This window comes from Psychrosphaera haliotis (assembly GCF_039523615.1).
Taxonomy (GTDB): Bacteria; Pseudomonadota; Gammaproteobacteria; order Enterobacterales; family Alteromonadaceae; genus Psychrosphaera; species Psychrosphaera haliotis.
Window position 1 is genome coordinate 705,570 of record NZ_BAAAFQ010000004.1, and the last position, 20,516, is coordinate 726,085.

General features: G+C 40.1%; 20 protein-coding genes. 10 read left to right on the top strand and 10 right to left on the bottom strand.

Annotated features, from left to right (window positions below; translation table 11 throughout):
• Positions 1-1,146, top strand: a complete 1,146-nt coding sequence (queG, locus tag ABD009_RS05745; RefSeq protein WP_343823460.1) for a tRNA epoxyqueuosine(34) reductase QueG — start codon at positions 1-3, stop codon at positions 1,144-1,146.
• A 103-nt stretch (positions 1,147-1,249) separates the two neighbouring features.
• Here queG and cspE read toward each other — a convergent pair whose 3' ends face one another.
• The 3 genes from cspE to amrB form a co-directional block, all read right to left on the bottom strand.
• Positions 1,250-1,459, bottom strand: coding sequence for a transcription antiterminator/RNA stability regulator CspE (gene cspE / locus ABD009_RS05750; protein WP_155695803.1), 210 nt, complete (start codon positions 1,457-1,459; stop codon positions 1,250-1,252).
• A gap of 250 nt (positions 1,460-1,709) precedes the next feature.
• Positions 1,710-1,892 carry a DUF1289 domain-containing protein gene (locus ABD009_RS05755; RefSeq protein WP_343823462.1) on the bottom strand — a complete coding sequence of 61 codons (183 nt, stop codon included), beginning with the start codon at positions 1,890-1,892 and terminating at the stop codon, positions 1,710-1,712.
• 40 nt (positions 1,893-1,932) lie between these two features.
• Positions 1,933-2,640 (bottom strand): AmmeMemoRadiSam system protein B, encoded by a 708-nt coding sequence (amrB, locus tag ABD009_RS05760; protein ID WP_343823464.1) that lies wholly within the window; start codon positions 2,638-2,640, stop codon positions 1,933-1,935.
• A gap of 255 nt (positions 2,641-2,895) precedes the next feature.
• Here amrB and ABD009_RS05765 point away from each other — a divergent pair, with 255 nt between their 5' ends.
• Together ABD009_RS05765 and ABD009_RS05770 are read left to right on the top strand one after the other, a co-directional pair.
• Positions 2,896-3,159, top strand: a complete 264-nt coding sequence (locus tag ABD009_RS05765; RefSeq protein ID WP_155695805.1) for a GrxA family glutaredoxin — start codon at positions 2,896-2,898, stop codon at positions 3,157-3,159.
• A gap of 91 nt (positions 3,160-3,250) precedes the next feature.
• Positions 3,251-4,552, top strand: coding sequence for an inosine/guanosine kinase (locus tag ABD009_RS05770; protein ID WP_343823466.1), 1,302 nt, complete (start codon positions 3,251-3,253; stop codon positions 4,550-4,552).
• Positions 4,553-4,612: 60 nt separating this feature from the next.
• Here ABD009_RS05770 and ABD009_RS05775 read toward each other — a convergent pair whose 3' ends face one another.
• The 3 genes from ABD009_RS05775 to hutI form a co-directional block, all read right to left on the bottom strand.
• On the bottom strand, positions 4,613-5,131 hold the full coding sequence (locus tag ABD009_RS05775) for a paraquat-inducible protein A (protein WP_343823468.1): 519 nt from the start codon (positions 5,129-5,131) through the stop codon (positions 4,613-4,615).
• 183 nt (positions 5,132-5,314) lie between these two features.
• Entirely contained in the window at positions 5,315-6,922 is a 1,608-nt protein-coding gene (pckA, locus tag ABD009_RS05780; protein WP_155695806.1) for a phosphoenolpyruvate carboxykinase (ATP), read from the bottom strand.
• A gap of 68 nt (positions 6,923-6,990) precedes the next feature.
• A complete protein-coding gene (hutI, locus tag ABD009_RS05785) occupies positions 6,991-8,235 on the bottom strand; it encodes an imidazolonepropionase (RefSeq protein WP_343823471.1) in 1,245 nt (414 codons plus the stop codon).
• Positions 8,236-8,372: 137 nt separating this feature from the next.
• Between hutI and hutC the strand changes: the two genes are divergently transcribed.
• From hutC to ABD009_RS05820, 7 genes are all read left to right on the top strand, one after another.
• Entirely contained in the window at positions 8,373-9,080 is a 708-nt protein-coding gene (hutC, locus tag ABD009_RS05790; RefSeq protein ID WP_155695807.1) for a histidine utilization transcriptional repressor HutC, read from the top strand.
• A 96-nt stretch (positions 9,081-9,176) separates the two neighbouring features.
• Entirely contained in the window at positions 9,177-10,874 is a 1,698-nt protein-coding gene (gene hutU, locus ABD009_RS05795) for a urocanate hydratase (protein ID WP_155695808.1), read from the top strand.
• Positions 10,874-12,391 carry a histidine ammonia-lyase gene (gene hutH, locus ABD009_RS05800; protein WP_343823476.1) on the top strand — a complete coding sequence of 506 codons (1,518 nt, stop codon included), beginning with the start codon at positions 10,874-10,876 and terminating at the stop codon, positions 12,389-12,391. The genes hutU and hutH overlap by 1 nt, the downstream gene beginning before the upstream one ends.
• A gap of 115 nt (positions 12,392-12,506) precedes the next feature.
• Entirely contained in the window at positions 12,507-13,427 is a 921-nt protein-coding gene (locus ABD009_RS05805) for a hypothetical protein (protein ID WP_343823478.1), read from the top strand.
• A 78-nt stretch (positions 13,428-13,505) separates the two neighbouring features.
• Complete coding sequence (locus tag ABD009_RS05810; protein WP_343823480.1) at positions 13,506-14,168, top strand: hypothetical protein; 663 nt, start codon at positions 13,506-13,508, stop codon at positions 14,166-14,168.
• 45 nt (positions 14,169-14,213) lie between these two features.
• Entirely contained in the window at positions 14,214-15,344 is a 1,131-nt protein-coding gene (locus ABD009_RS05815; protein WP_343823482.1) for a hypothetical protein, read from the top strand.
• Between the two features lie 16 nt (positions 15,345-15,360).
• Positions 15,361-16,311: a hypothetical protein gene (locus ABD009_RS05820; protein WP_343823484.1), complete on the top strand. Its 951-nt coding sequence runs from the start codon at positions 15,361-15,363 to the stop codon at positions 16,309-16,311.
• A gap of 71 nt (positions 16,312-16,382) precedes the next feature.
• Here the strand turns inward: ABD009_RS05820 and ABD009_RS05825 are convergent, their stop codons facing one another.
• The 4 genes from ABD009_RS05825 to ABD009_RS05840 all read right to left on the bottom strand — a co-directional run bounded on the left by ABD009_RS05825 (position 16,383) and on the right by ABD009_RS05840 (position 20,472).
• Positions 16,383-17,231 carry a hypothetical protein gene (locus ABD009_RS05825; RefSeq protein WP_343823486.1) on the bottom strand — a complete coding sequence of 283 codons (849 nt, stop codon included), beginning with the start codon at positions 17,229-17,231 and terminating at the stop codon, positions 16,383-16,385.
• 124 nt (positions 17,232-17,355) lie between these two features.
• Positions 17,356-18,774 (bottom strand): nitrogen regulation protein NR(I), encoded by a 1,419-nt coding sequence (gene glnG / locus ABD009_RS05830; RefSeq protein ID WP_343823488.1) that lies wholly within the window; start codon positions 18,772-18,774, stop codon positions 17,356-17,358.
• The gene (gene glnL, locus ABD009_RS05835; RefSeq protein WP_343823490.1) at positions 18,771-19,865 is read right to left on the bottom strand and encodes a nitrogen regulation protein NR(II); all 1,095 of its coding nucleotides are present in this window, start codon (positions 19,863-19,865) and stop codon (positions 18,771-18,773) included. Before glnL ends, glnG begins: the two co-directional genes overlap by 4 nt.
• Before the next feature lie 79 nt (positions 19,866-19,944).
• Positions 19,945-20,472, bottom strand: coding sequence for a DUF4124 domain-containing protein (locus ABD009_RS05840; protein WP_343823492.1), 528 nt, complete (start codon positions 20,470-20,472; stop codon positions 19,945-19,947).
• Positions 20,473-20,516 lie beyond the last annotated feature (44 nt).

Sequence of the window (20,516 nt, forward strand, 5' to 3'; positions counted from 1 at the left end):
ATGACCTCTGCCCGTTCTGATTACAACCAACTTGCCAATAAAATTAAACAGTGGGGCACTGAACTTGGCTTTCAAAAAGTGGGGATCACTGATATTGATCTCAGCGAACAGGAGCCTCGTTTTTTGGAGTGGTTGGAGAATGGTTATCATGGCGATATGGAATTTATGTCACGTCATGGATTAAAGCGCTGTAGACCAGACGAATTATTACCGGGCACGCTCAGTGTTGTCAGCGTAAGAATGGACTATTTACCTGAAAATGCTGCGTTTGCAGACACGTTGGACGACCCTAATACCGCCTACATATCTCGTTATGCACTAGGGCGTGATTATCACAAAGTGTTACGAAATCAGCTTAAGAAATTAGGCAAACTAGTCGCTGATGAAATTGATGATGCTGACATGCAGTTTAGACCTTTTGTTGATTCGGCTCCAGTATTAGAGCGCCCATTGGCAGAAAAGGCTGGACTTGGCTGGGTAGGAAAACACTCACTGGTTTTAGACGAGGAAGCCGGCAGTTGGTTTTTTTTAGGTGAGTTGTTTTTACCTGTTGCATTACCAAACGACCAACCCGTGAAAGAGCAATGTGGTTCCTGTGTCGCATGTATAACAATTTGTCCTACGCAGGCTATTGTTGCACCTTATGTTGTTGATAGTAAAAAGTGCATTTCCTATCTCACTATTGAACTTAAAAAAGCCATTCCAGAACATTTTAGAAAGGCTATGGGCAATCGCATATATGGTTGTGATGATTGCCAATTAATATGCCCATGGAATCGTCAGGCACAAATATCAAAGCAACCTGATTTTGTTCCTCGAGACGATCTAAACAATCCAGACTTGCTAAAACTATGGCAGTGGCAAGAAAGTTATTTCTTGAAAGTAACCGAAGGCTCTCCTATTAGGCGAATAGGTTTTGAGTGCTGGATGCGCAACATTGCAGTGGCACTTGGCAACGCGCCATTTTCGATCACTGTAATAAATGAGCTTGAGAGCAAATTAGGTGAAATAAGTAAATTAGTTGATGAGCATATAGTTTGGGCGTTAGAACAACAAAAAGAAAAAGCAGAAGCTGCGGGTATAGAGAATAGAAAATTGAAACGCTTGATCAAAGCAGTGAGAATTGGGTTACCCCGAGACGCTTAGTAGTTTTGAAGTTTATTGATACTCCACTCTATCGATTTATCAAATTACAGGCATAAAAAAAGAGCGTTGAAAACGCTCTTCTTGTCAAACATTAAAGGCTGAATTAGTTAGCTTCAACGTTTGCAGCTTGTAAACCTTTTTGACCTTCTTCAACGTCAAAAGTTACCGCTTGACCTTCTTTAAGGCTTTTGAAACCTTCGCCAACGATAGCACGGAAATGTACGAATACATCTTTGCCGCCATTGTCTTGAGTTAAAAATCCGTAACCTTTCTCTTCGTTAAACCACTTAACTGTACCAGTCGATTTAGACATAATAGTAAACCTTATATATATAATTTCAATTTTTTTGATACACATGTATCAGCTGTATCTTTGCGGAGTTTAATCAATTGCAAATGTGTCACTAATTAAAATTACGTGGCTCAAATCGACTAAAAAATGAGTACATCGGTATAAATAATTACATGAAGCTTTCAAACAATTTAATAAGTCTCGTTAAAGACGGGACGTATCATAACACATCAATTTCAAAAAGCTTATTAAATGAACGTCAAAATTGAATTTAATTGCCTTTTTTTTCTTTAACCCTTGTAGAACAACGGTTAAGGGTCAATTTTTTTTCGCTATTAGACATTTTGGACCAGGCCATTATCTCATTTATGTCCCGATAACAGCCAATACAGACATTCTTTTCATCTAAACAGCAGTTCCTAATACAAGGAGAGCTCACTTCTTCTGTTGTCACAATCTTTTAATTCCCATAACCAAACCCAATATTAAATACACTAATGAACTATAAAGCTCTGATATTTTGATCTGAATTCATCTGACGGAGCCAGCTCAGTATCAAAATTATCTGCATGCTTTAATTTTCTTTCTTCAAATTCAATATAATTTACATAATTTTCAAACAGTCTCTGTTCGTGCAAATCCATGCACCGCTGCTTATGTTTATCTATATCGACGGATAATATAGTCAAGGTTTGGTTATTAAAAGGCAAGCTAGTAAACAACAAGTTCATATCTAGGTCTGACATTTGGCCAATAAGCACAGGTAAAATCTCAAAGTCAGACAAACAGGTTTGTAAATACGGTAACTGCGCTTCAATTCGATTGGATTTGTTATGCTCCCTGTCACTCCTATGAACAAAAGGTAACAACGCCAAGCTATTTATATAGCGTTCAGTTACCTTCACTCGCCCTAAGGGCGTTTTGTATTCATCACAGATAGGCAACGCGGCTCCTACAACCCCATTTGATGCAGCGCCAATAATCACAACTCTATTTATGTACGGGTAGTACTTTGATAGGTGTCTAAACGCCGCAGCAGAAGCTCGCCCAGAAACTTTCATCTCAGCATGAGGAACAACCAATGCGTAAGGGAATTCAATCCCCTTAGGCATGGCTAATAAATCCTGAGCAATATCAGTGACTAATTCATCAGCGTCTGAAGCATATAAATTTCCTGCAGCATTGGGTGGTCTAATAATCATAAAGTACTCCTAAACAACTCACTCTAGTATAGGTGACTTTTCAGTCCACAAGTTCTTGTAGCCCTTTATTTATGGGTTTCACAGGCCTCTTTATGTTTTTTTAACGACAAACCAATAGTTTGACTAGCTAATAAAATTTTGGAATAACAAAGTTAGAAAGTACATCAATAGATTCTATCAATGTCATCGATTTTATTGAATTTACCTAATAGCAATCTTTGCTAGACTATATGCAATTCATTTAGGAGAGATTTTATGTTTACTGTTATTTTTGGACGTCCTGGTTGTCCGTATTGTGTTCGTGCTAAAGAGGTTGCAGATCAACTTAAAGAGTCACGTGATGACTTCAATTACAGATATGTTGATATTCAAGCTGAAGGTATCAGCAAAGCTGATTTAGAAAAGTCTGCAGGCAAGCCTGTTGAAACAGTTCCACAAATCTTTGTTGATCAAACACATATTGGTGGATTCACTGAATTTGAAGCTTACTCAAAAGCAAATTTGGGCCTTTATCAATAGAACTATTACAAAATAGAATAAACTATTGGTTAATAATGTAACCAAAATGTCATACAATGCGCGCCAAATTTTTATTCGCGTAAATTGAGCTATGAGATTTCCTGGTAGACGTAAACATCGACATTATTTCCCGGTAGAGAAAAAAGATCCAGTTACCAACAAAATAAAAGTGGATGGCAAGTTAAAGCATCCATACGTTGTTGGTATGGATCAAACCATTGTTGATATTGAAGCTCATGTTTCACGTGAGCTCCTTGATCAATTTGACCTAAAAATAGGTTTATCTCAATTGGTTTCAAGCGACTTGGCGGAAGAGTTATATCGCCACATTTTTGATAACGATTTAATCGTTGATCAACACGCAGGTGGAACCATTGGCAATACCATGCACAATTATTCGGTATTAGCGGATGATCGCTCTGTACTCTATGGAGTCATGAGTGAAAATATCAAAGTTGGTAACTACGCTTATCGCTACCTTTGCAATACTTCCTCTCGAGTTGACTTACAGCACTTACAACCTGTTGATGGCCCTATAGGTAGAGCCTTTACATTAATTACTGAAGACGGCGAACGTACTTTTGCCATTGACTCAGGCGTAATGAATAAATTAACGCCAGAGTTTATTGACGAAGACTTAATAAAAAACGCATCCTCATTTGTAGTTAGTGCTTACTTTACTCGTTGTAGCGAAGGCGACACGCTTGATCAAGCTGCTATGCAAGCTATTGAATATGCGAATAAACATCAAGTTCCTGTGGTTTTAACCTTAGGCACACGTTTTATGATTGATGAAAAACCACAGTGGTGGCGTGATTTCATTAAAAAGCATGTTCAAGTTTTAGCAATGAACGAAGAAGAAGCTGAAGCCTTAGTTGGCACTAAAGATCCTTTGTTAGCTGCTGAAAAAGCACTAGAAATTGCAGATCTTGTGTTGTGTACAGCGGGTCCTCAAGGTCTTTATATGGCTGGTTATACCGACAAAGAGTTCAAGAGAAAAACCCAATATCCGTTATTACCAGGCAGTATTCCTGAGTTTAACCAGTACGAGTTCTCTAGACCTTTGCTTAAGCAAAACTGTAAAACGCCTATTAAAATATATTCGCATATTGCACCGTATATGGGTGGTCCAGATGAGATTAAGAATACTAATGGTGCAGGCGATGGCGCGTTAGCCGCGGTGATCCATGACATTACCGCTAATGTTTTCCATAAGCTAAATGTTCCTGAGTCTAGCAAACATTCTATTCCTGCTATTTCGTATTCTTCACTAGCGCAAATATGTAAGTATGCAAACCGTGTTAGCTTTGAAGTATTATCACAAAGCTCGCCAAGGTTATCTAAAGGCTTACCAGATAGAGAAGATAGTTTGGAGTCTGCATACTGGCACTAGCCAACTATGCAGTAAGTAAGCTAGCTTTGCTGTAAGCCAGTCTTGTTATAAGCCTATTTATTATATGAAAGGCGATTCTTTTGAGTCGCCTTTTTTATTGGCCGCACGCACCACTAAATGGGTTACCGCCATTGTTAACAAAACCGAAATACCAAACACATACAAACCGTTGTGAGTTTGAATATTGACAAAAGCGCCTAACTTTACCGTTACAATCAGAAGAGCAACAACCATCACATCAAGCATAGCCCAGCGACCGTAATCGTGCATGAGGTTTAATAATCGTTTGGTTTTATTCAAATATTCTAACTTCTCAAAGCTGAGTAAAAGATAAAACAGAACACCTAGTTTTAAAACTGGCAGCAGAACACTCAAACCCAAAATCACCACAAATAAAAAATATCGACCCTCAGCAAACAAGTCGTAAATGCCTGACGAAATAGAAAAAGTATTATCCAAAAAGATAAACTTACTCACGGTCATAATTGGCATAGACAAACCTATTAAAAACAATCCACTCGTTAGTATTAATAACGTTAAAAGGCTATAGCGATATCGTTTTGATGATAAACCTTGCACGCGCACTCCTCATTCAATTTATGAATATGATACTTATAGAAAGAAGTATTTAACAGGCATAAAAAAAGCCAGTCTTATGACTGGCTTTAAATCTCAATTTACTAATATGGTTTCACAACAATGTTAGACGCATAATGCGAGAGACATGGCGCAATAGGTATACCCTACGCATGCCTCTTCAAATTAAAGTTGTGGACCAGCGGCTACTAGTTCAGCACCGTCTTCTAAATCAGTATATTGATCAAAGTACTTAATGAAACGACCAGCAAGGTCTTCCGCTTTTTCAGTCCACTCGCCTTCATTCGCGTATGTATCACGAGGGTCTAAAATTGCAGGGTTAACACCTTCAAGTTCAGTTGGTACTTCTAAGTTGAAGATTGGCACGTTTTTAGTTGGCGCTTTTTCAATTGAACCATCTAAAATACGGTCAATGATTGCGCGAGTATCTTTAATAGAGATACGTTTACCAGAACCATTCCAACCTGTGTTTACTAAGTAAGCTTCTGCACCAGCATCGTTCATACGTTTAACTAAAACTTCAGCATATTGTAATGGGTGTAGAGTTAAAAACGCTTTACCAAAACACGCTGAGAACGTTGGTTGAGGCTCAGTAATACCACGTTCAGTTCCTGCTAATTTAGCTGTAAAACCTGACAAGAAGTGATATTTAGTTTGTGCATCTGTTAATTTAGACACTGGTGGTAATACACCAAAGGCATCTGCAGATAAGAAGATAACTTTTTTAGCGTGACCCGCTTTTGATACCGGCTTAACAATATTGTCAATGTGGTGCAAAGGGTAAGATACACGTGTGTTTTGAGTAACAGAACCATCTGTGAAATCTATAACGCCATTCTCATCTACTGCTACGTTTTCTAATAATGCATCACGACGAATTGCTTTATAAATATCAGGCTCACTTTCTTTATCTAAATCGATAGTTTTAGCATAACAACCACCTTCAAAGTTAAAGATACCATCGTCATCCCAACCATGCTCGTCATCACCAATTAGCTCACGCTTAGGATCTGTTGATAATGTTGTTTTACCTGTACCAGATAAACCGAAGAAAATAGCGGTGTCGCCATCTTTACCAACGTTTGCAGAACAGTGCATTGATGCCATGCCTTGCAGAGGAAGGTAGTAGTTCATCATCGCGAACATACCTTTCTTCATTTCACCGCCGTACCAAGTACCGCCAATGATCTGCATTTTTTCAGTCATGTTAAATACAGTAAATACTTCTGAGTTCATGCCGTGCTTTTCAAAGTCTGGGTTAGACGTTTTTGAGCCGTTCATAACAACAAAGTCTGGATCGCCGTAAGTCGCTAATTCTTCTTCAGAAGGACGGATAAACATGTTTTTAACAAAGTGGGCCTGCCAAGCAACTTCCGTAATAAAGCGTACTTTTAAGCGAACTTTTTCATTTGCACCACAAAATGTATCAACAACAAATAAACGCTTACCAGATAACTGCTTTGATACTAAACCTTTAAGGTCAGTCCAAACCGCAGGGTCTAAAGGCTTGTTATCATTTGGTGCTTGTTCTGAATTCCACCAAACGGTATCTCGTGAAACATCATCCAATACAATGTATTTATCTTTAGGTGAACGACCTGTAAATACACCAGTGTTTACGTTAACCGCGCCAAGCTCAGTTACCGTTCCTTTTTCGTAACCTGATAATTCAGATTTAGTTTCTTCTGCAAACAAAGTCTCGTAAGACGGATTATGCAAGATTTCAGTCGGCTCATTAATGCCATAACGAGATAAGTCGATAGTTGTTGTCATTTTTACATCACCAAGGTTTTTGTTCGCATTTACGCCATAATTAAACGACGACGAGTTAAAATAATTCGTTATAAAAAGCAGGTTTGCCCACGAATCCACATTCGCGTTAACGGGTTTATCCCGAATGTATAGCTAAGTTCTGCCGGGTGTTTTATATCCCATAAACAAAAATCAGCTCTATAGCCTACTTTTAATGCACCGACATTTTTTAATCCCAACGCTTTAGCTGCATTACAAGTAACACCAAGTAAAGATTCTTCTGGTGTTAATTTAAAATGAGTACAGGCCAAACTAAGCATTAGCTTTAATGAACATAGTGGCGAAGACCCCGGGTTGTAATCACTACCTATCGCCATTGGGACGTTTAATTCCCTTAATATTTTGATTGGTGGCAGCTGCGTTTCAGACAAAGAATGAAAGGCACCTGGTAATAATACAGGAATGGTTACAGAATGGGATAGTTTTATACAATCTTTTTCAGATAAATACTCTACATGGTCCGCAGACAAGCCCTCCATGTCGACGACCAAACCCGTACCACCACTATCGCTTAGCTGTTCTGCATGCAATTTAACCGGCAAATTATATTTTTTTGCAGCATCAAAAAGTTTTTTGATCTGCTCCATACTAAAACCAATATTTTCACAAAAACCATCAACAGCATCGACCAAGTCTTGTTCAACAAGTGTCGGTAAAGTATCCGTAATGAGGTAATCAATGTATCCGTCGGGATTATTTTTAAACTCTGGAGGAACCGCATGCGCACCTAAAAAGGTTCGGCGTATTTCAACTGGAAAAGACTGCTCAAGCGCTTGCGCTACTTTTAACATCTTAACCTCTGTTTCTGTATTTAAACCATAACCAGACTTTATTTCGATGCAGGTTACACCTTCACTCATCAGCGTTTTCACTCGCTTTTGAGCCAATACCAGCAACTCTTCAAAAGAGGCATCACGTGTTGCGTTAACCGTGCTTAAAATGCCACCGCCCTGCTCAGCAATTTCTTTATAGCTAACACCATTTAGGCGCTTTTCGAATTCATCTGCTCTGCTGCCTGCAAATACTAAGTGTGTATGACAATCAATTAGCCCTGGCGATAAGAATTGACCTTCGCCGTCCACCACGTTTTTACAAGGTATATCAGGTAAATCCGCTGCCTGACCTAACCAGCTAATTTCCCCGTTTAATACAGCAATCGCTGCATCAGTAATAAGACCATAGGCCTGTTGATGAGTTTTTTTGTCCATTGTTAATAAGTGAATATTTTTAATAACTAGGTCAAATGTTTGCGGTAGCGCTTCAGAATTATTCATTAAACAACCTTGACGATCTAAGTGGTTATGGATTATTTTAAGTTGTATATACAGGTTTAGTGTGTCACCTTTTATTTAAGGTTTCAATTTATTAAAGGCCTAAATTGGCCAACAGCAAAACTAGATGGTAGCCCAAGATGACAGCAAAGTTTGAACAAATTAAAAAGTACATACTGGAAAAAATTGAATCTGGCGAGTGGCAAGAAAATGCACTGGTACCCTCAGAGAATAAATTAGCGGATGATTTTGCTGTGAGCCGCATGACGGCAAGGCGAGCGGTTGAGGAGTTGAGCCAGCAAGGCATATTAAATCGCACTAAAGGTTCAGGTACCTACGTTGCGTCGCTCAAGGGCCAGGGCTCTATGTTCGAAATTAAAGACATCGCCGATGAAATCACAGCTCGTGGCCACCAGCATAAAGCGACTGTTATTGAATTAGAAACGATTGAGGCCATCGCCCCCATCGCTATTGCACTAGATGTAGATGTGGACTCTGAAGTTTTTCGTTCTGTAATCGTGCACTTTGACAATAACAAAGCCGTACAAGTTGAAGAACGCTTTATTAATCCTAAAAGTGCACCTGATTACTTATCACAAGATTTTACCGAAACAACACCTCACGAATACTTGTCTCAGGTTGCCCCTCTTACTGAGGCGCGTCATACCATTGAAGCTGTAGCCCCAACGGAACAAGTGTGTGAATGGTTACAACTTTATAATCAAGAACCTTGTTTGCAATTGATCCGTCGTACGTCGAGCAAAAATGACGTGGTTTGTTTCGCCCGAATTATATATCCAGGTTCAAGCTACCGCCTTGGTGGCCAACTGACCTTTGGCAAGCACTAAAACTAAAACTAAAACTAAAACTAAAACTAAAACTAAAACTAAAACTAAAACTAAAACTAAAACTAAAACTAAAAAATCCTATTCAAAGGAAACATCATGTCAAATCAACGTTTCGATTCTTCACGCGTCATTCGCGCACCTCGTGGCAATAAAATTACCGCTAAATCTTGGTTAACGGAAGCGGCCAAACGAATGTTAATGAACAACCTCGACGAAGAAGTTGCAGAACACCCACAGAATTTAGTGGTTTATGGCGGTATTGGTCGTGCAGCAAGAGATTGGCCATCATTCGACAAAATCGTAGAAGTTTTAGATCAATTGGAAGATCACCAAACTTTATTGGTACAGTCGGGTAAACCTGTTGGCGTATTTAATACTCACAGCAACGCCCCTAGAGTATTGATTGCGAACTCAAATTTAGTACCGCATTGGGCAAACTGGGAGCATTTTAACGAGCTCGATAAACAAGGCCTTATGATGTACGGCCAAATGACAGCTGGCTCTTGGATTTATATTGGCTCGCAGGGCATTGTTCAAGGCACCTACGAAACCTTTGTTGCCATGGCAAAACAACATTTTAATGGTGACGCGTCTGGTCGTTGGGTTTTAACTGGTGGTCTTGGTGGAATGGGTGGCGCACAGCCACTAGCGGCAACAATGGCAGGATACGCAGCACTAGTTGTTGAATGTGACGAATCACGAATCGACTTCCGTTTACGTACAGGTTACGTCGATAAAAAAGCAACAACATTAGATGAAGCTTTGTCGATGATTGATGAAGCGGTTGCAAATAAACAAGCGGTGTCGGTAGGTTTACTTGGCAATGCAGCAGAAATATTCCCTGAACTGGTCAAGCGCGGCATCACCCCTGATGTGGTTACCGACCAAACATCTGCTCACGACCCATTAAACGGTTACTTGCCTCTGGGCTGGAGCATGGAACATGCGGCAGAAATGCGTAAAAAAGATGAAGCTGCTGTTGTTAAAGCCGCGAAGCAATCTATGGCAAAACAAGTCCAAGCGATGCTAGACCTTCAAGCCGCAGGTGCCGCAACTACAGACTACGGTAATAACATTCGTCAAATGGCTTTGGAAGAAGGCGTTACCAATGCTTTTGACTTCCCTGGTTTTGTGCCTGCTTATGTTCGCCCATTATTTTGTGAAGGTATTGGTCCATTCCGTTGGGTTGCGTTATCTGGTGACCCTGAAGACATCTATAAAACAGACGCCAAAGTAAAAGAGCTTATCCCTGATAACCCACATCTGCATAACTGGTTAGATATGGCCAGAGAGCGAATTCAATTCCAAGGTTTGCCAGCACGTATTTGTTGGATTGGCTTAAAAGATCGCGCACGAATCGCAAAAGCCTTTAATGACATGGTGAAAAGCGGCGAGTTGTCGGCTCCCGTTGTTATTGGCCGTGACCACCTAGACTCAGGTTCAGTGGCGAGCCCTAATAGAGAAACCGAAGCCATGTTAGACGGCTCAGATGCTGTTTCAGACTGGCCTTTATTAAACGCATTATTAAATACCGCAGGGGGAGCAACTTGGGTTTCTTTGCACCATGGTGGTGGGGTTGGTATGGGCTTTAGCCAACACTCAGGTGTGGTCATTGTTGCCGACGGTACTGCAGAAGCAGAGCAACGTTTAGCTAATGTACTTTGGAATGATCCAGCAACAGGCGTAATGCGACATGCAGACGCTGGTTACGATATCGCAATTAATTGTGCAAAAGAGCAAGGTTTAAACTTACCGTCGCTGGAAAATGACGCGGTAGCAAAGGAAGTAAAATAATGAACAAATTAATACTTACACCAGGGACGTTAGACCTTGAAACGCTTCGCAAAATTTACGATGCGCCAGTTCAACTTAGCCTTGATGAGTCTTGCAAAGACGCCATCAATAGAAGCCAACAAGCCGTGCAACAAGTTATCGATGAAGACAGAGTCGTTTACGGAATTAATACTGGCTTTGGTTTATTGGCCAATACACGAATCTCGAAAGAAGAATTGCAAATTCTGCAACGTAAAATAGTGCTGTCCCATGCGGCCGGTACCGGCGAGTACTTAAGTGACAACGTCATTCGATTAATGCTTGTGCTTAAAATCAACTCGCTAGCTCGCGGTTTTTCTGGCATTAGATTATCGGTTATCGAAGCATTAATTAGCTTGGTCAATAATGAAGTGTACCCTTGTGTTCCAGCTAAAGGCTCAGTAGGCGCATCCGGCGATTTAGCGCCACTGGCTCACTTAGTATTACCGTTATTGGGTGAAGGTGTCGTTAGAATCGATGGCGAGATTGTTCATTCGGAACAAGGTATAAAACAAGCTGGTTTGAATGCGATTGACCTAGCACCCAAAGAAGGCTTGGCATTATTAAATGGCACACAAACCTCCACCGCGTTAGCATTAAAAGGTTACTTTTTAGCACAAGACTTATTAGCATCATCTATTATGATTGGCGCCACAACGGTAGAAGCAGCGCTTGGCTCTCGCTCTCCTTTTGACGAAAGAATCCATTTAGCTCGAGGCCAGCAAGGTCAAATTGATATCGCTGCAGCGTTTAGAAATGTATTGAGCGATTCATCAGAGGTAGGCAATAGTCATATTCAATGTGACAAAGTCCAAGACCCTTATTCATTAAGATGCCAACCTCAAGTACTAGGTGCATGTTTACAGCAAATTCGTCACGCTGGCGATATTTTAAAAACTGAAGCAAACGGGGTAACGGACAACCCATTAGTCTTTTTACACGATGATGGCGCTGATATTATTTCAGGAGGCAACTTTCACGCCGAGCCCGTAGCAATGGTGGCGGATAACTTAGCCATTGCGATATCAGAAATTGGCGCGCTTTCAGAGCGTCGAATGGCCATGTTAATCGACTCGAACCTAAGCAAGTTGCCGCCATTTTTAGTGGATAACGGCGGTGTAAACTCAGGTTTCATGATTGCCCAAGTTACCTCTGCGGCTTTAGCTTCTGAAAACAAAAGCTATGCACACCCAGCCTCAGTTGATAGCTTGCCGACTAGTGCAAACCAAGAAGATCACGTCTCTATGGCTACCTTTGCAGCACGTAGACTGCAAGACATGGCTGACAATACGTTTGCCATTTTAGCCGTTGAATGGTTAGCGGCTTGCCAAGGGTTAGATTTCAGAGCGCCGCACAAGTCATCGGCGATGGTAGAAGAAGGCAAAGCAATATTACGAGCTGCTGTGCCGTTTTATGATGAAGACCGCTATTTTGCGCCCGACATAGAGTGCGCTAAAGAGTTATTGGAACATCGTAAGCTGGCTGAACTCCTGCATTAAAAACACAAGTCGTTACATATTTAAGTACTTGTCTTGAAACTTTTTGAGTCTAGCATTGACTAACTTTGCTAGACTCATTATTTTTGAACCAAATAACTAATTAAACAGGTGTTTCATGAGCAAAACAATATGGATAGTGGTTAGCTTACTCATGCTTGTTGCCTGCTCGTCCACAACGCCTAAATGGTCCTTAACGGCACCAAAAGATACTGCTACTACTTTTATTACAACAGGCAGTGGGCCTAACTTAAAATCAGCAAAGGCTGATGCCTTACAACAATTATCAAATAGGCTGATTGTTAACGTTACAAACACCACCTCAACCTACAACGAAAAAACGACAAACGGCACTGTGCTCCAAAGTATAAAATCATTGGGTCAGCTAAACTCAGAACAGTTTAGTTTTGTTGGTAATCAAGTTCTTTCTAGCGAAACAATAAACAATCAAACTTACGTGCTGATTGAAGTTAACAAAGCGTCTGTATTTACTCCTATTCAAAACTATTTAACGTTACAAATAACGCCCCTCATTGATTTACAAAAAACTGATCAGCAAATAATCGCGAATGGTTTATTACTTTGGCCTCAACTAAACACCGCAGAACAATATATTGAGTTGCTTCATGTTTACGGCGAAGATCAATTTTCTTTAAAAAGTGAATTAGCACAATTCAAAAACCTCTTTATGTCTCTAATTTCAGAAGCAGAACTTTCAATTCAAATAGGTTCAGACAGTGGCTCTGAGCGTTTAGGATTAGCGCCTCTTTTACAAAAAGAGTTTCAAACACTGTTAACAAAAAAACAGAGTGCTAAGCATAAAATCAAAATGATCATTGTTGGCCCAACGGTTTCTTCTTATAAAAAAGCGCCTTTTTTTGCGACCTCAATAACCGCTGAGCAAGTTATTACCATCAATGATGAGCAGGTACTGCGCAGGCCTATTTCCAGTTTTGAGTTTGGTTTGCAAGAAGTGCAGGTATTAACAGAAGCTAGCGCTTCATTTTTTAATCAACTTGCATTGAGCCAACAACAATAGATGTCAAACCTAATTCCCAACCGATACATAACGCTTTTATGTGCGTTGTTTATTAGCTTGTTGTGCAGCGGCTGTGCCATGCAAATTCAACAGAATGCTTTGGGTGAGTCTTATGTTGCTTTTGGAAAGCATCAACTATTAACAAATGAGCAAGCCAAAAAGCTAGATCGACAACAGCGAGTTGACCGCATTACGGCCGATATGCAAAAGGTTGGGTTTCGCCATGAATCTGTTTCGCCTATATTTGACAGCGTTTCTGTTTCAATTTTGAGTATATTTAGGAACCAAAAAAATCTACTTAAAAAGTACCAAACTATTGTTGATAACCATAAAGATGTAATGTCATTTATTGTCGCCAATAAAGATAAAAGCCCCGCTGAACTTAAGGCGGAAGCGGCTCGTTTTGACAAACTTCATATCAACAGTAAAGAAAAAATATCCGTTAAATTAAAGCAATATCAACAAGCAAATACAGGCATACAAGCAGAAAATGCAAGACTGGCAGCTGAATTGCTATTGCAAGGCGCTAAGTTAGCCATAATCTTGAAAGATAACCTCGAAGAAATGCTTAAACTCGAGGGCATAGCTATGCTAATAAATGCTCACAAAACAAATAAAGGTTACGAGCTTGCTCAAGCTAGAATTCATATGAGCAACGTCGCCAACGATTTTATTTCAGAACAAAAAGCGGTTTTAGATATAACCAAAGAAATTCAGAAAATTTTAGATACGAAGTTGTAAACACTGTAGATAGCAGATTATAAGAATTGTAGAAAAGGAAGTGACATGAGATTACTAACACTAACACTTGCATTATCACTCGCAGGTTGTGCGAGCCAAGAAATACAATATCCAGCAGAGCAAACCACCGCTTCAGCTCCGACGGCAAAAGCGTCATTAATGCGTATTGCTAAAAGTGCTTATGAATTTGAAGACAAAGACATACAAGTTCCAGCTAACTTTGATACGCAAGGTTTACAATTTTGTGATGACGAATTTGATATTGAGAAAAACGCTTGTCCTCTCGATAAAAAAGCCATCCGAATTTACTTTGGTGACAATAAAATTGATAGCAAATATGCGCCTGAAGCAGCCGCTTTAACAAGACTTAATAACAAAACCTTAGGCTTAATGTTAGAAAACCAATTAGCAGGCGTTAATCGTTTTAGAATTGTGACTAATGACAACGACACTATTGCCCTTGAGAAACAAAAACAGTTTGAAGAACAAGATGTTAAAACTGTGGCTGAACTCAACAAAAGTGCCAAGATACTGCGTCCAGACTATGCGGTGAAAATTGATACAATAAAGTCCGCCGACCGATTTTATGGCGAGCACAACGGCTTAGCGCAGTATCATGTAGAAATGAGTACAAGCGTGATAAACCCATATACAAAAGAAAAATTAGCCTATCCAAATTTAGGTAAAATTAGAGTTAAGGGTACAGACGTTCGTTCAAAAGAATCTTTGGTATATACCGAAGTAAACAACAAATATTACACAGGCTTTAATTATTCTGATCAAGACAATGTGCATGCAGTATTTAACTCAATGGCATCTAAAGCCTTCGATGTTTTATTATCAAGGTTACTTATAGAAATGCCTTCAAGTGCTCAAGTTGTTGCCTTTAAAGACAATCAGGTAACTCTAGATAGAGGCCGAAATGCCGGTATATTGAATAACGAAACTATGATTTTATTTCAGTACCAGCAAGGGTTTGTAGAGCCTATTGCTGTTGCTATGGTAAAGCCATCTAGTAACAGTGCCATTGCACAAATCGTGAAATGGAAAGACTCAGATAACGCCGAAAAAATAAAAGATAAAGCAGACGGGAAAATATACCAAACATCGTTAAGTCAAAAAGTATTTGCCGTATCCGTTGGCTTGCCTCAAGACTATGTTGACAACCGACTGTAAGTAAAAGGAAATGCACGTGCGCGCTATTAAAAAGTCGATATTACTGTTCAGCCTACCGTTGTTCATATTGAGTCCAATGGGACTGGCAAATCAATTGACGGTTTCTGTAACTGAGCAACCACGTGCATTCAATATAGATGGTAAAGTTTGTCTTTATAATGCCACGAGTAAATCTTCGCTAAACAACTACACGCTTCAGCTCATCGAAAAACAACTGCTAACGCAACGCCAAGCCTTGGCTGAAGAGCTACAGTTGAAACTAGGACTCAACTTAGAAGTTGCAAATCAGGCGCCCGTTGTTGCCGCGTTTAAAGCGTCAAGTCAGCAACTGCAGCACGATTACTCAAACGTAGGTAACGACTTGTGCACAAACGTGTCAGGTTCAATGCCAATAGAAGACAAGCCCAATATTCAGCAACTTGTGTCGTTTCCTTTAGCCAAAGAGCACCATTGGATTGCATCACAAACTGAACACCTTGATAAGGCGTCGGCGCTATTGCAACAAAAAGGCTGGCCAATAGACAATGGTTGGATAAACAAGTCAACAACGCTTCAAGCTCAGTTTTTAAATGCCGGAAAAACAGAACGTTATTACACCTTTGACTTAGGCCGTTACGCTGCACTTCTGGCAGAGCGTAATAAAACTGTGTTTATATCTGTAAAAGATGCCTATCAATCTGGAATTAAGCAATATTTCAGCGAACATGGTTTCAAGATTGTTGATGGTCCAAAAGCTGCACATTGGAATTTAACGTTTAGCATTAGTCCCACTGCTGACAATTTAACGATCAACGTTACGGCAAAAAGTAATGACGAAACTATTAGTCTAAGAAATCAACACGTTGATATGGCTTCAACAAATACAAATGAACCACTCAGCCAAGGTCAAATCAATAAGCTCATCAATGTTTATCTGACCATGATGGAGTTGTCTGAGCAGCTCTCTTTTGATATTGATGACGCCTAAAACTAAATACCAGGCGTCACCCTTTTGCTATTTACCATTTGTAATTTGCCATTAGCCATTTACAAACGATTTTACGCTGAATAACGCCTAAACAAGCCGAGTAGAGATAAAGACATAATGGCCAATGTGCCAGGCTCACTAACTTCAGAAATCCCTGTAATAGGCTCGTCGGCAAGGGCAGTTCCGTTAATTCGAATGTTGCTAAAGCCAAACGCTTCTGTACCACCGTCGGCACGAGCATCCATTCTCAATCTAAGTGTTTGTCCTTGTTCGCCAATATTCGCTGAATATTGAGTAAACTCATTGGTAAGGTTAAATCTGAATGGACTATTAGGACCGCGGATACTCAAAGGGTCATTTAACATTCGTTGATTGCCGTTCACCATTGTGTAATTCAATGACAAACTGCCCTCTGTAGTAAAAACAAATAGCGGACTAAACAGGCTATCGTCAACGGCGTAGCTTAAACTATATGTGTCGCTTGATTCAAAATCGCCCATGGCGGCAAAATCTATATCTATCGAAAGGTTAGAAAAGTTACCTATATCAAACCCCCATTCAGCGGTAGAGTTACCGGCTGGGTTACTGCTATTTACCGTATCGGTAATACCAAAAAAAGCATAATTTTCAGTAGGCATTACTAAACCGTAATTATCCAATAAACCCCAACCGCTCATATCAACTAAACCGTCAGGCACAGCACTACTATTAGCTCCCGCACTTTGGTATTTACCAAAGCCATCTTGACTGCTTGCATACGCACCCTGCGCATCATTTTGATAGTAGGTAAGTCCAAGGTTTGAATTCAAGTTGCCGGAGTAAAGGTCGTAACCAATCAATTCCGCTTTTGCAGCGGTTGATAGACTTAGAAGTGCCACTAATAGAAGTACAGGTGTTTCTTTTATATACGTTTTTTTCATTATCATTCCCTATTCATAATTGAATAGAGAAGTTAGCTAGTGACACACCGAAAAGCAAAGTTTTGGCGAAATTCTGTACCTGAACCTATTTTAAATCAATGAGTTACAATAGGTAGACCAAAGACTAATTAAGATTAAGGTCTTTCATTTTTCTTGTGATGGTGTTTCGTCCCCAACCAATCTTCTTCGCTGCTAGTTGTCGATGACCATTGCAAAATTCCAACGTTTTATTAATTAACGTACGCTCAAAATCGGCTTGTGCTTGTGCATTAATATCAACGTTTCCTGCCGACAACTGCTCTTGAACCCACTGTTCAAATAACAGAGTCCAATCGCTTGAGTTAACTTCCGAGTTAATAACGACGCTGGATCCAGATTGAGCGTTCTCTTCTAGCATTTCCGGTGGTAAATCGTCGTATAGTATTTCTTTACCGCTTGCCATCACAGTTAACCAACGACAGGTATTTTCTAACTGTCTTACATTGCCAGGCCAACGATAGCTTTCTAAAAATGACAAGGCAGGTTTACTGATACTTTTCACTTCTACCGCCAACTCTTGCGCTGCGGTATGTAAAAAGTGACGACATAATTTAGCAATGTCTTGCTGACGATCTTTTAAGGCTGGAATATGAATTCTAATTACATTCAAACGGTGAAAAAGATCTTCACGAAATCGGTTTTCATTAACAAGCTCTTCAAGATTCTGGTGGGTTGCTGCAACTATTCTTACATCAACGGTTACGGGATCATGCCCACCAACACGATAAAACTGTCCTTCTGCCAATACTCGCAATAAACGAGTTTGCACATCTAGTGGCATGTCGCCAATTTCATCTAAAAATAAGGTGCCGCCGTTTGCTTGTTCAAAACGACCTTTTTTTGTTGCGGTTGCTCCGGTAAACGCCCCCTTCTCATGGCCAAATAATTCTGACTCAATTAAGTCTTTGGGAATGGCTGCCATATTTAACGCAACAAATGTTTCAGCAGAGCGAGGACTGTGTTTATGGAGCGCATGTGCGACCAACTCTTTGCCGGTACCTGACTGACCATTAATTAAGACACTCACACTAGAACGAGAAAGCCGTCCAATTGCCCTAAATACTTCCTGCATCGCAGGCGCTTCGCCAATAATTTCAGAAGCTGGTTGATTATCTTCCGGCTTATTTTTCTTAGCAATATTCTTACTGTGTTCAACGGCTTTTTTGGCTAACGCAACGGCATCGTCAATATCAAATGGCTTTGGTAGATACTCAAATGCACCATGCTGAAATGCGTTAACGGCGCTGTCTAAATCTGAATGCGCGGTCATAATAACAACGGGCAAGTCTGGGTACTTTTGCTGAATGGTTTGCAATAGCTCCATGCCATCCATATTTGGCATTTTAATATCAGAGAATATGGCTTCAGGACGATCATGTTCTAATCGTTGTAAAATCAGTTCACCCGTTGCAAATGACTCTACGTCAAAGCCACCTTGACTCAACGCTTTTTCTAACACCCAACGAATAGAGTTATCATCGTCAACTACCCAAACTTTAATCATGCGTGACGCTCCATCTCTTGGATTGGTAAATAAATCGAAAATTCAGTATGTCCCGGCCAACTATCTACTTCAATAACCCCTTTATGTTGATCAATTAAGCGCTGGGAAATTGAAAGGCCTAAGCCATTTCCTTCAGGCTTATCGGTGATCATCGGGTAAAACAAAGTAGACTTAATGCTTTCTGCGATGCCAGTACCGTTATCAATAATGGAAATTTTGAGCACCTTTTTGTACGAACTACCATGAAGAACCTTGTTGCCTTCAAAGCGGGTTCGAACCACAACACTTCCTGCAGAGCCTTCATTAGCATGCGAAGCAGCATAGACAGCGTTCTGAAGAATGTTCAATAAGGCTTGTTCTATCTGACCTTCATCCACAAGAATTTCAGGTAAACTTGGATCATAGTCTTTTGTGATTTTTGTATTCGCGTTTAACTCAATTTGCACCAAGCTAACAACTCGCTCGAGTATGCCGTGAATGTTTGTAAGGCTTCTTTTTGGTGGCGTATTAGGTCCTAAAAGGCGATCAACCAACTCTTTTAATCGGTCAGATTGATCAATGATCATTTGAGTGTATTCTCTTAACTCATCAGAATCTAAACTACGAGACAACAATTGAGCTGCGCCTCTAATGCCCCCTAACGGGTTTTTAATTTCGTGCGCCAATCCTCTTATTAAATGCCTAGACGCACTTATATGGTGCTTATGTGCATTCTCGGTATTTAATTTTTTTAGATTGTCATTATCTCTAATCTGTAACAAACAAGCTGGCTCATTATTCAACATCACCAAGTCGGCGTTAACTTCTGAACTAATATGGCGGCCATCAATGAATGTCCACTCTACTTCATGATCAGCAAAAGACTGTTGTGACTCCCACAACTGAGAAAATAAGTTTTCAGGAAAGGTATGTTTAATGGGTAGTCTAAGCAAAGTTTGATTTAAGAGCTTTTTACGCGTGTGACCAAAAACAGACGCTGCTTGTTGGTTTGCAAACAATACTTTTAACTCGCGATCAACAAGCACAACCGCTAAATTTAGCTGTTCTAGTATTTGTTCGCTAATCAGCGAGTTTGAGAGGTTGTTGCTCAATTGGTAATTCTCCGCACCAACATGGTGCATAGGACATTTAGTCTAAGTCATAAACCTTTTTGACTCAAAGCTAATTGCACTAATTTGGTGAATTAACAGATGCTCGATGAACAAAAAAGGTCACAGGCTTACTAACTGCAATAACCTTGCCTGAATCGTTCCATACTTCCAATTGGATTCTATGTTCTCCGCGATCCACATCACGTAAGATGAATACAGCGGATTTTTGCGGGCCTTTTACCTTCTTGTCGTCTAGCTTAAGAACAACAGACAGGCCACGTTTAAATGAAGGTCTAATAGCGCCAGATATATAGACAGAGCCCGTATTGTCACGAATAGTTTCGTCAATGGTAGGCTTAACAATATCAATACTAATTTTGTTTTTGGCTGGCTGCTCCGTGCCCTCGATAATTTTAGTATCTACTGACTTAATAATATTTGGTGTTGTACTAATGTCCACTGTGTCGGCGTTAACGTCCGCTTTTGGAGAGTCCGAAAAAACAATAACTCCATCTGCGTTGCGCCATACATACACTTTTTTATTTGCTGATGCATAAGATTGAGATGCAAATAAGCAAATCAACAGCAGCAAAACGAACTTCCTCATGTTCTTTAACCATATATTGTTTTTAGGTAAATAGAATTTAACTA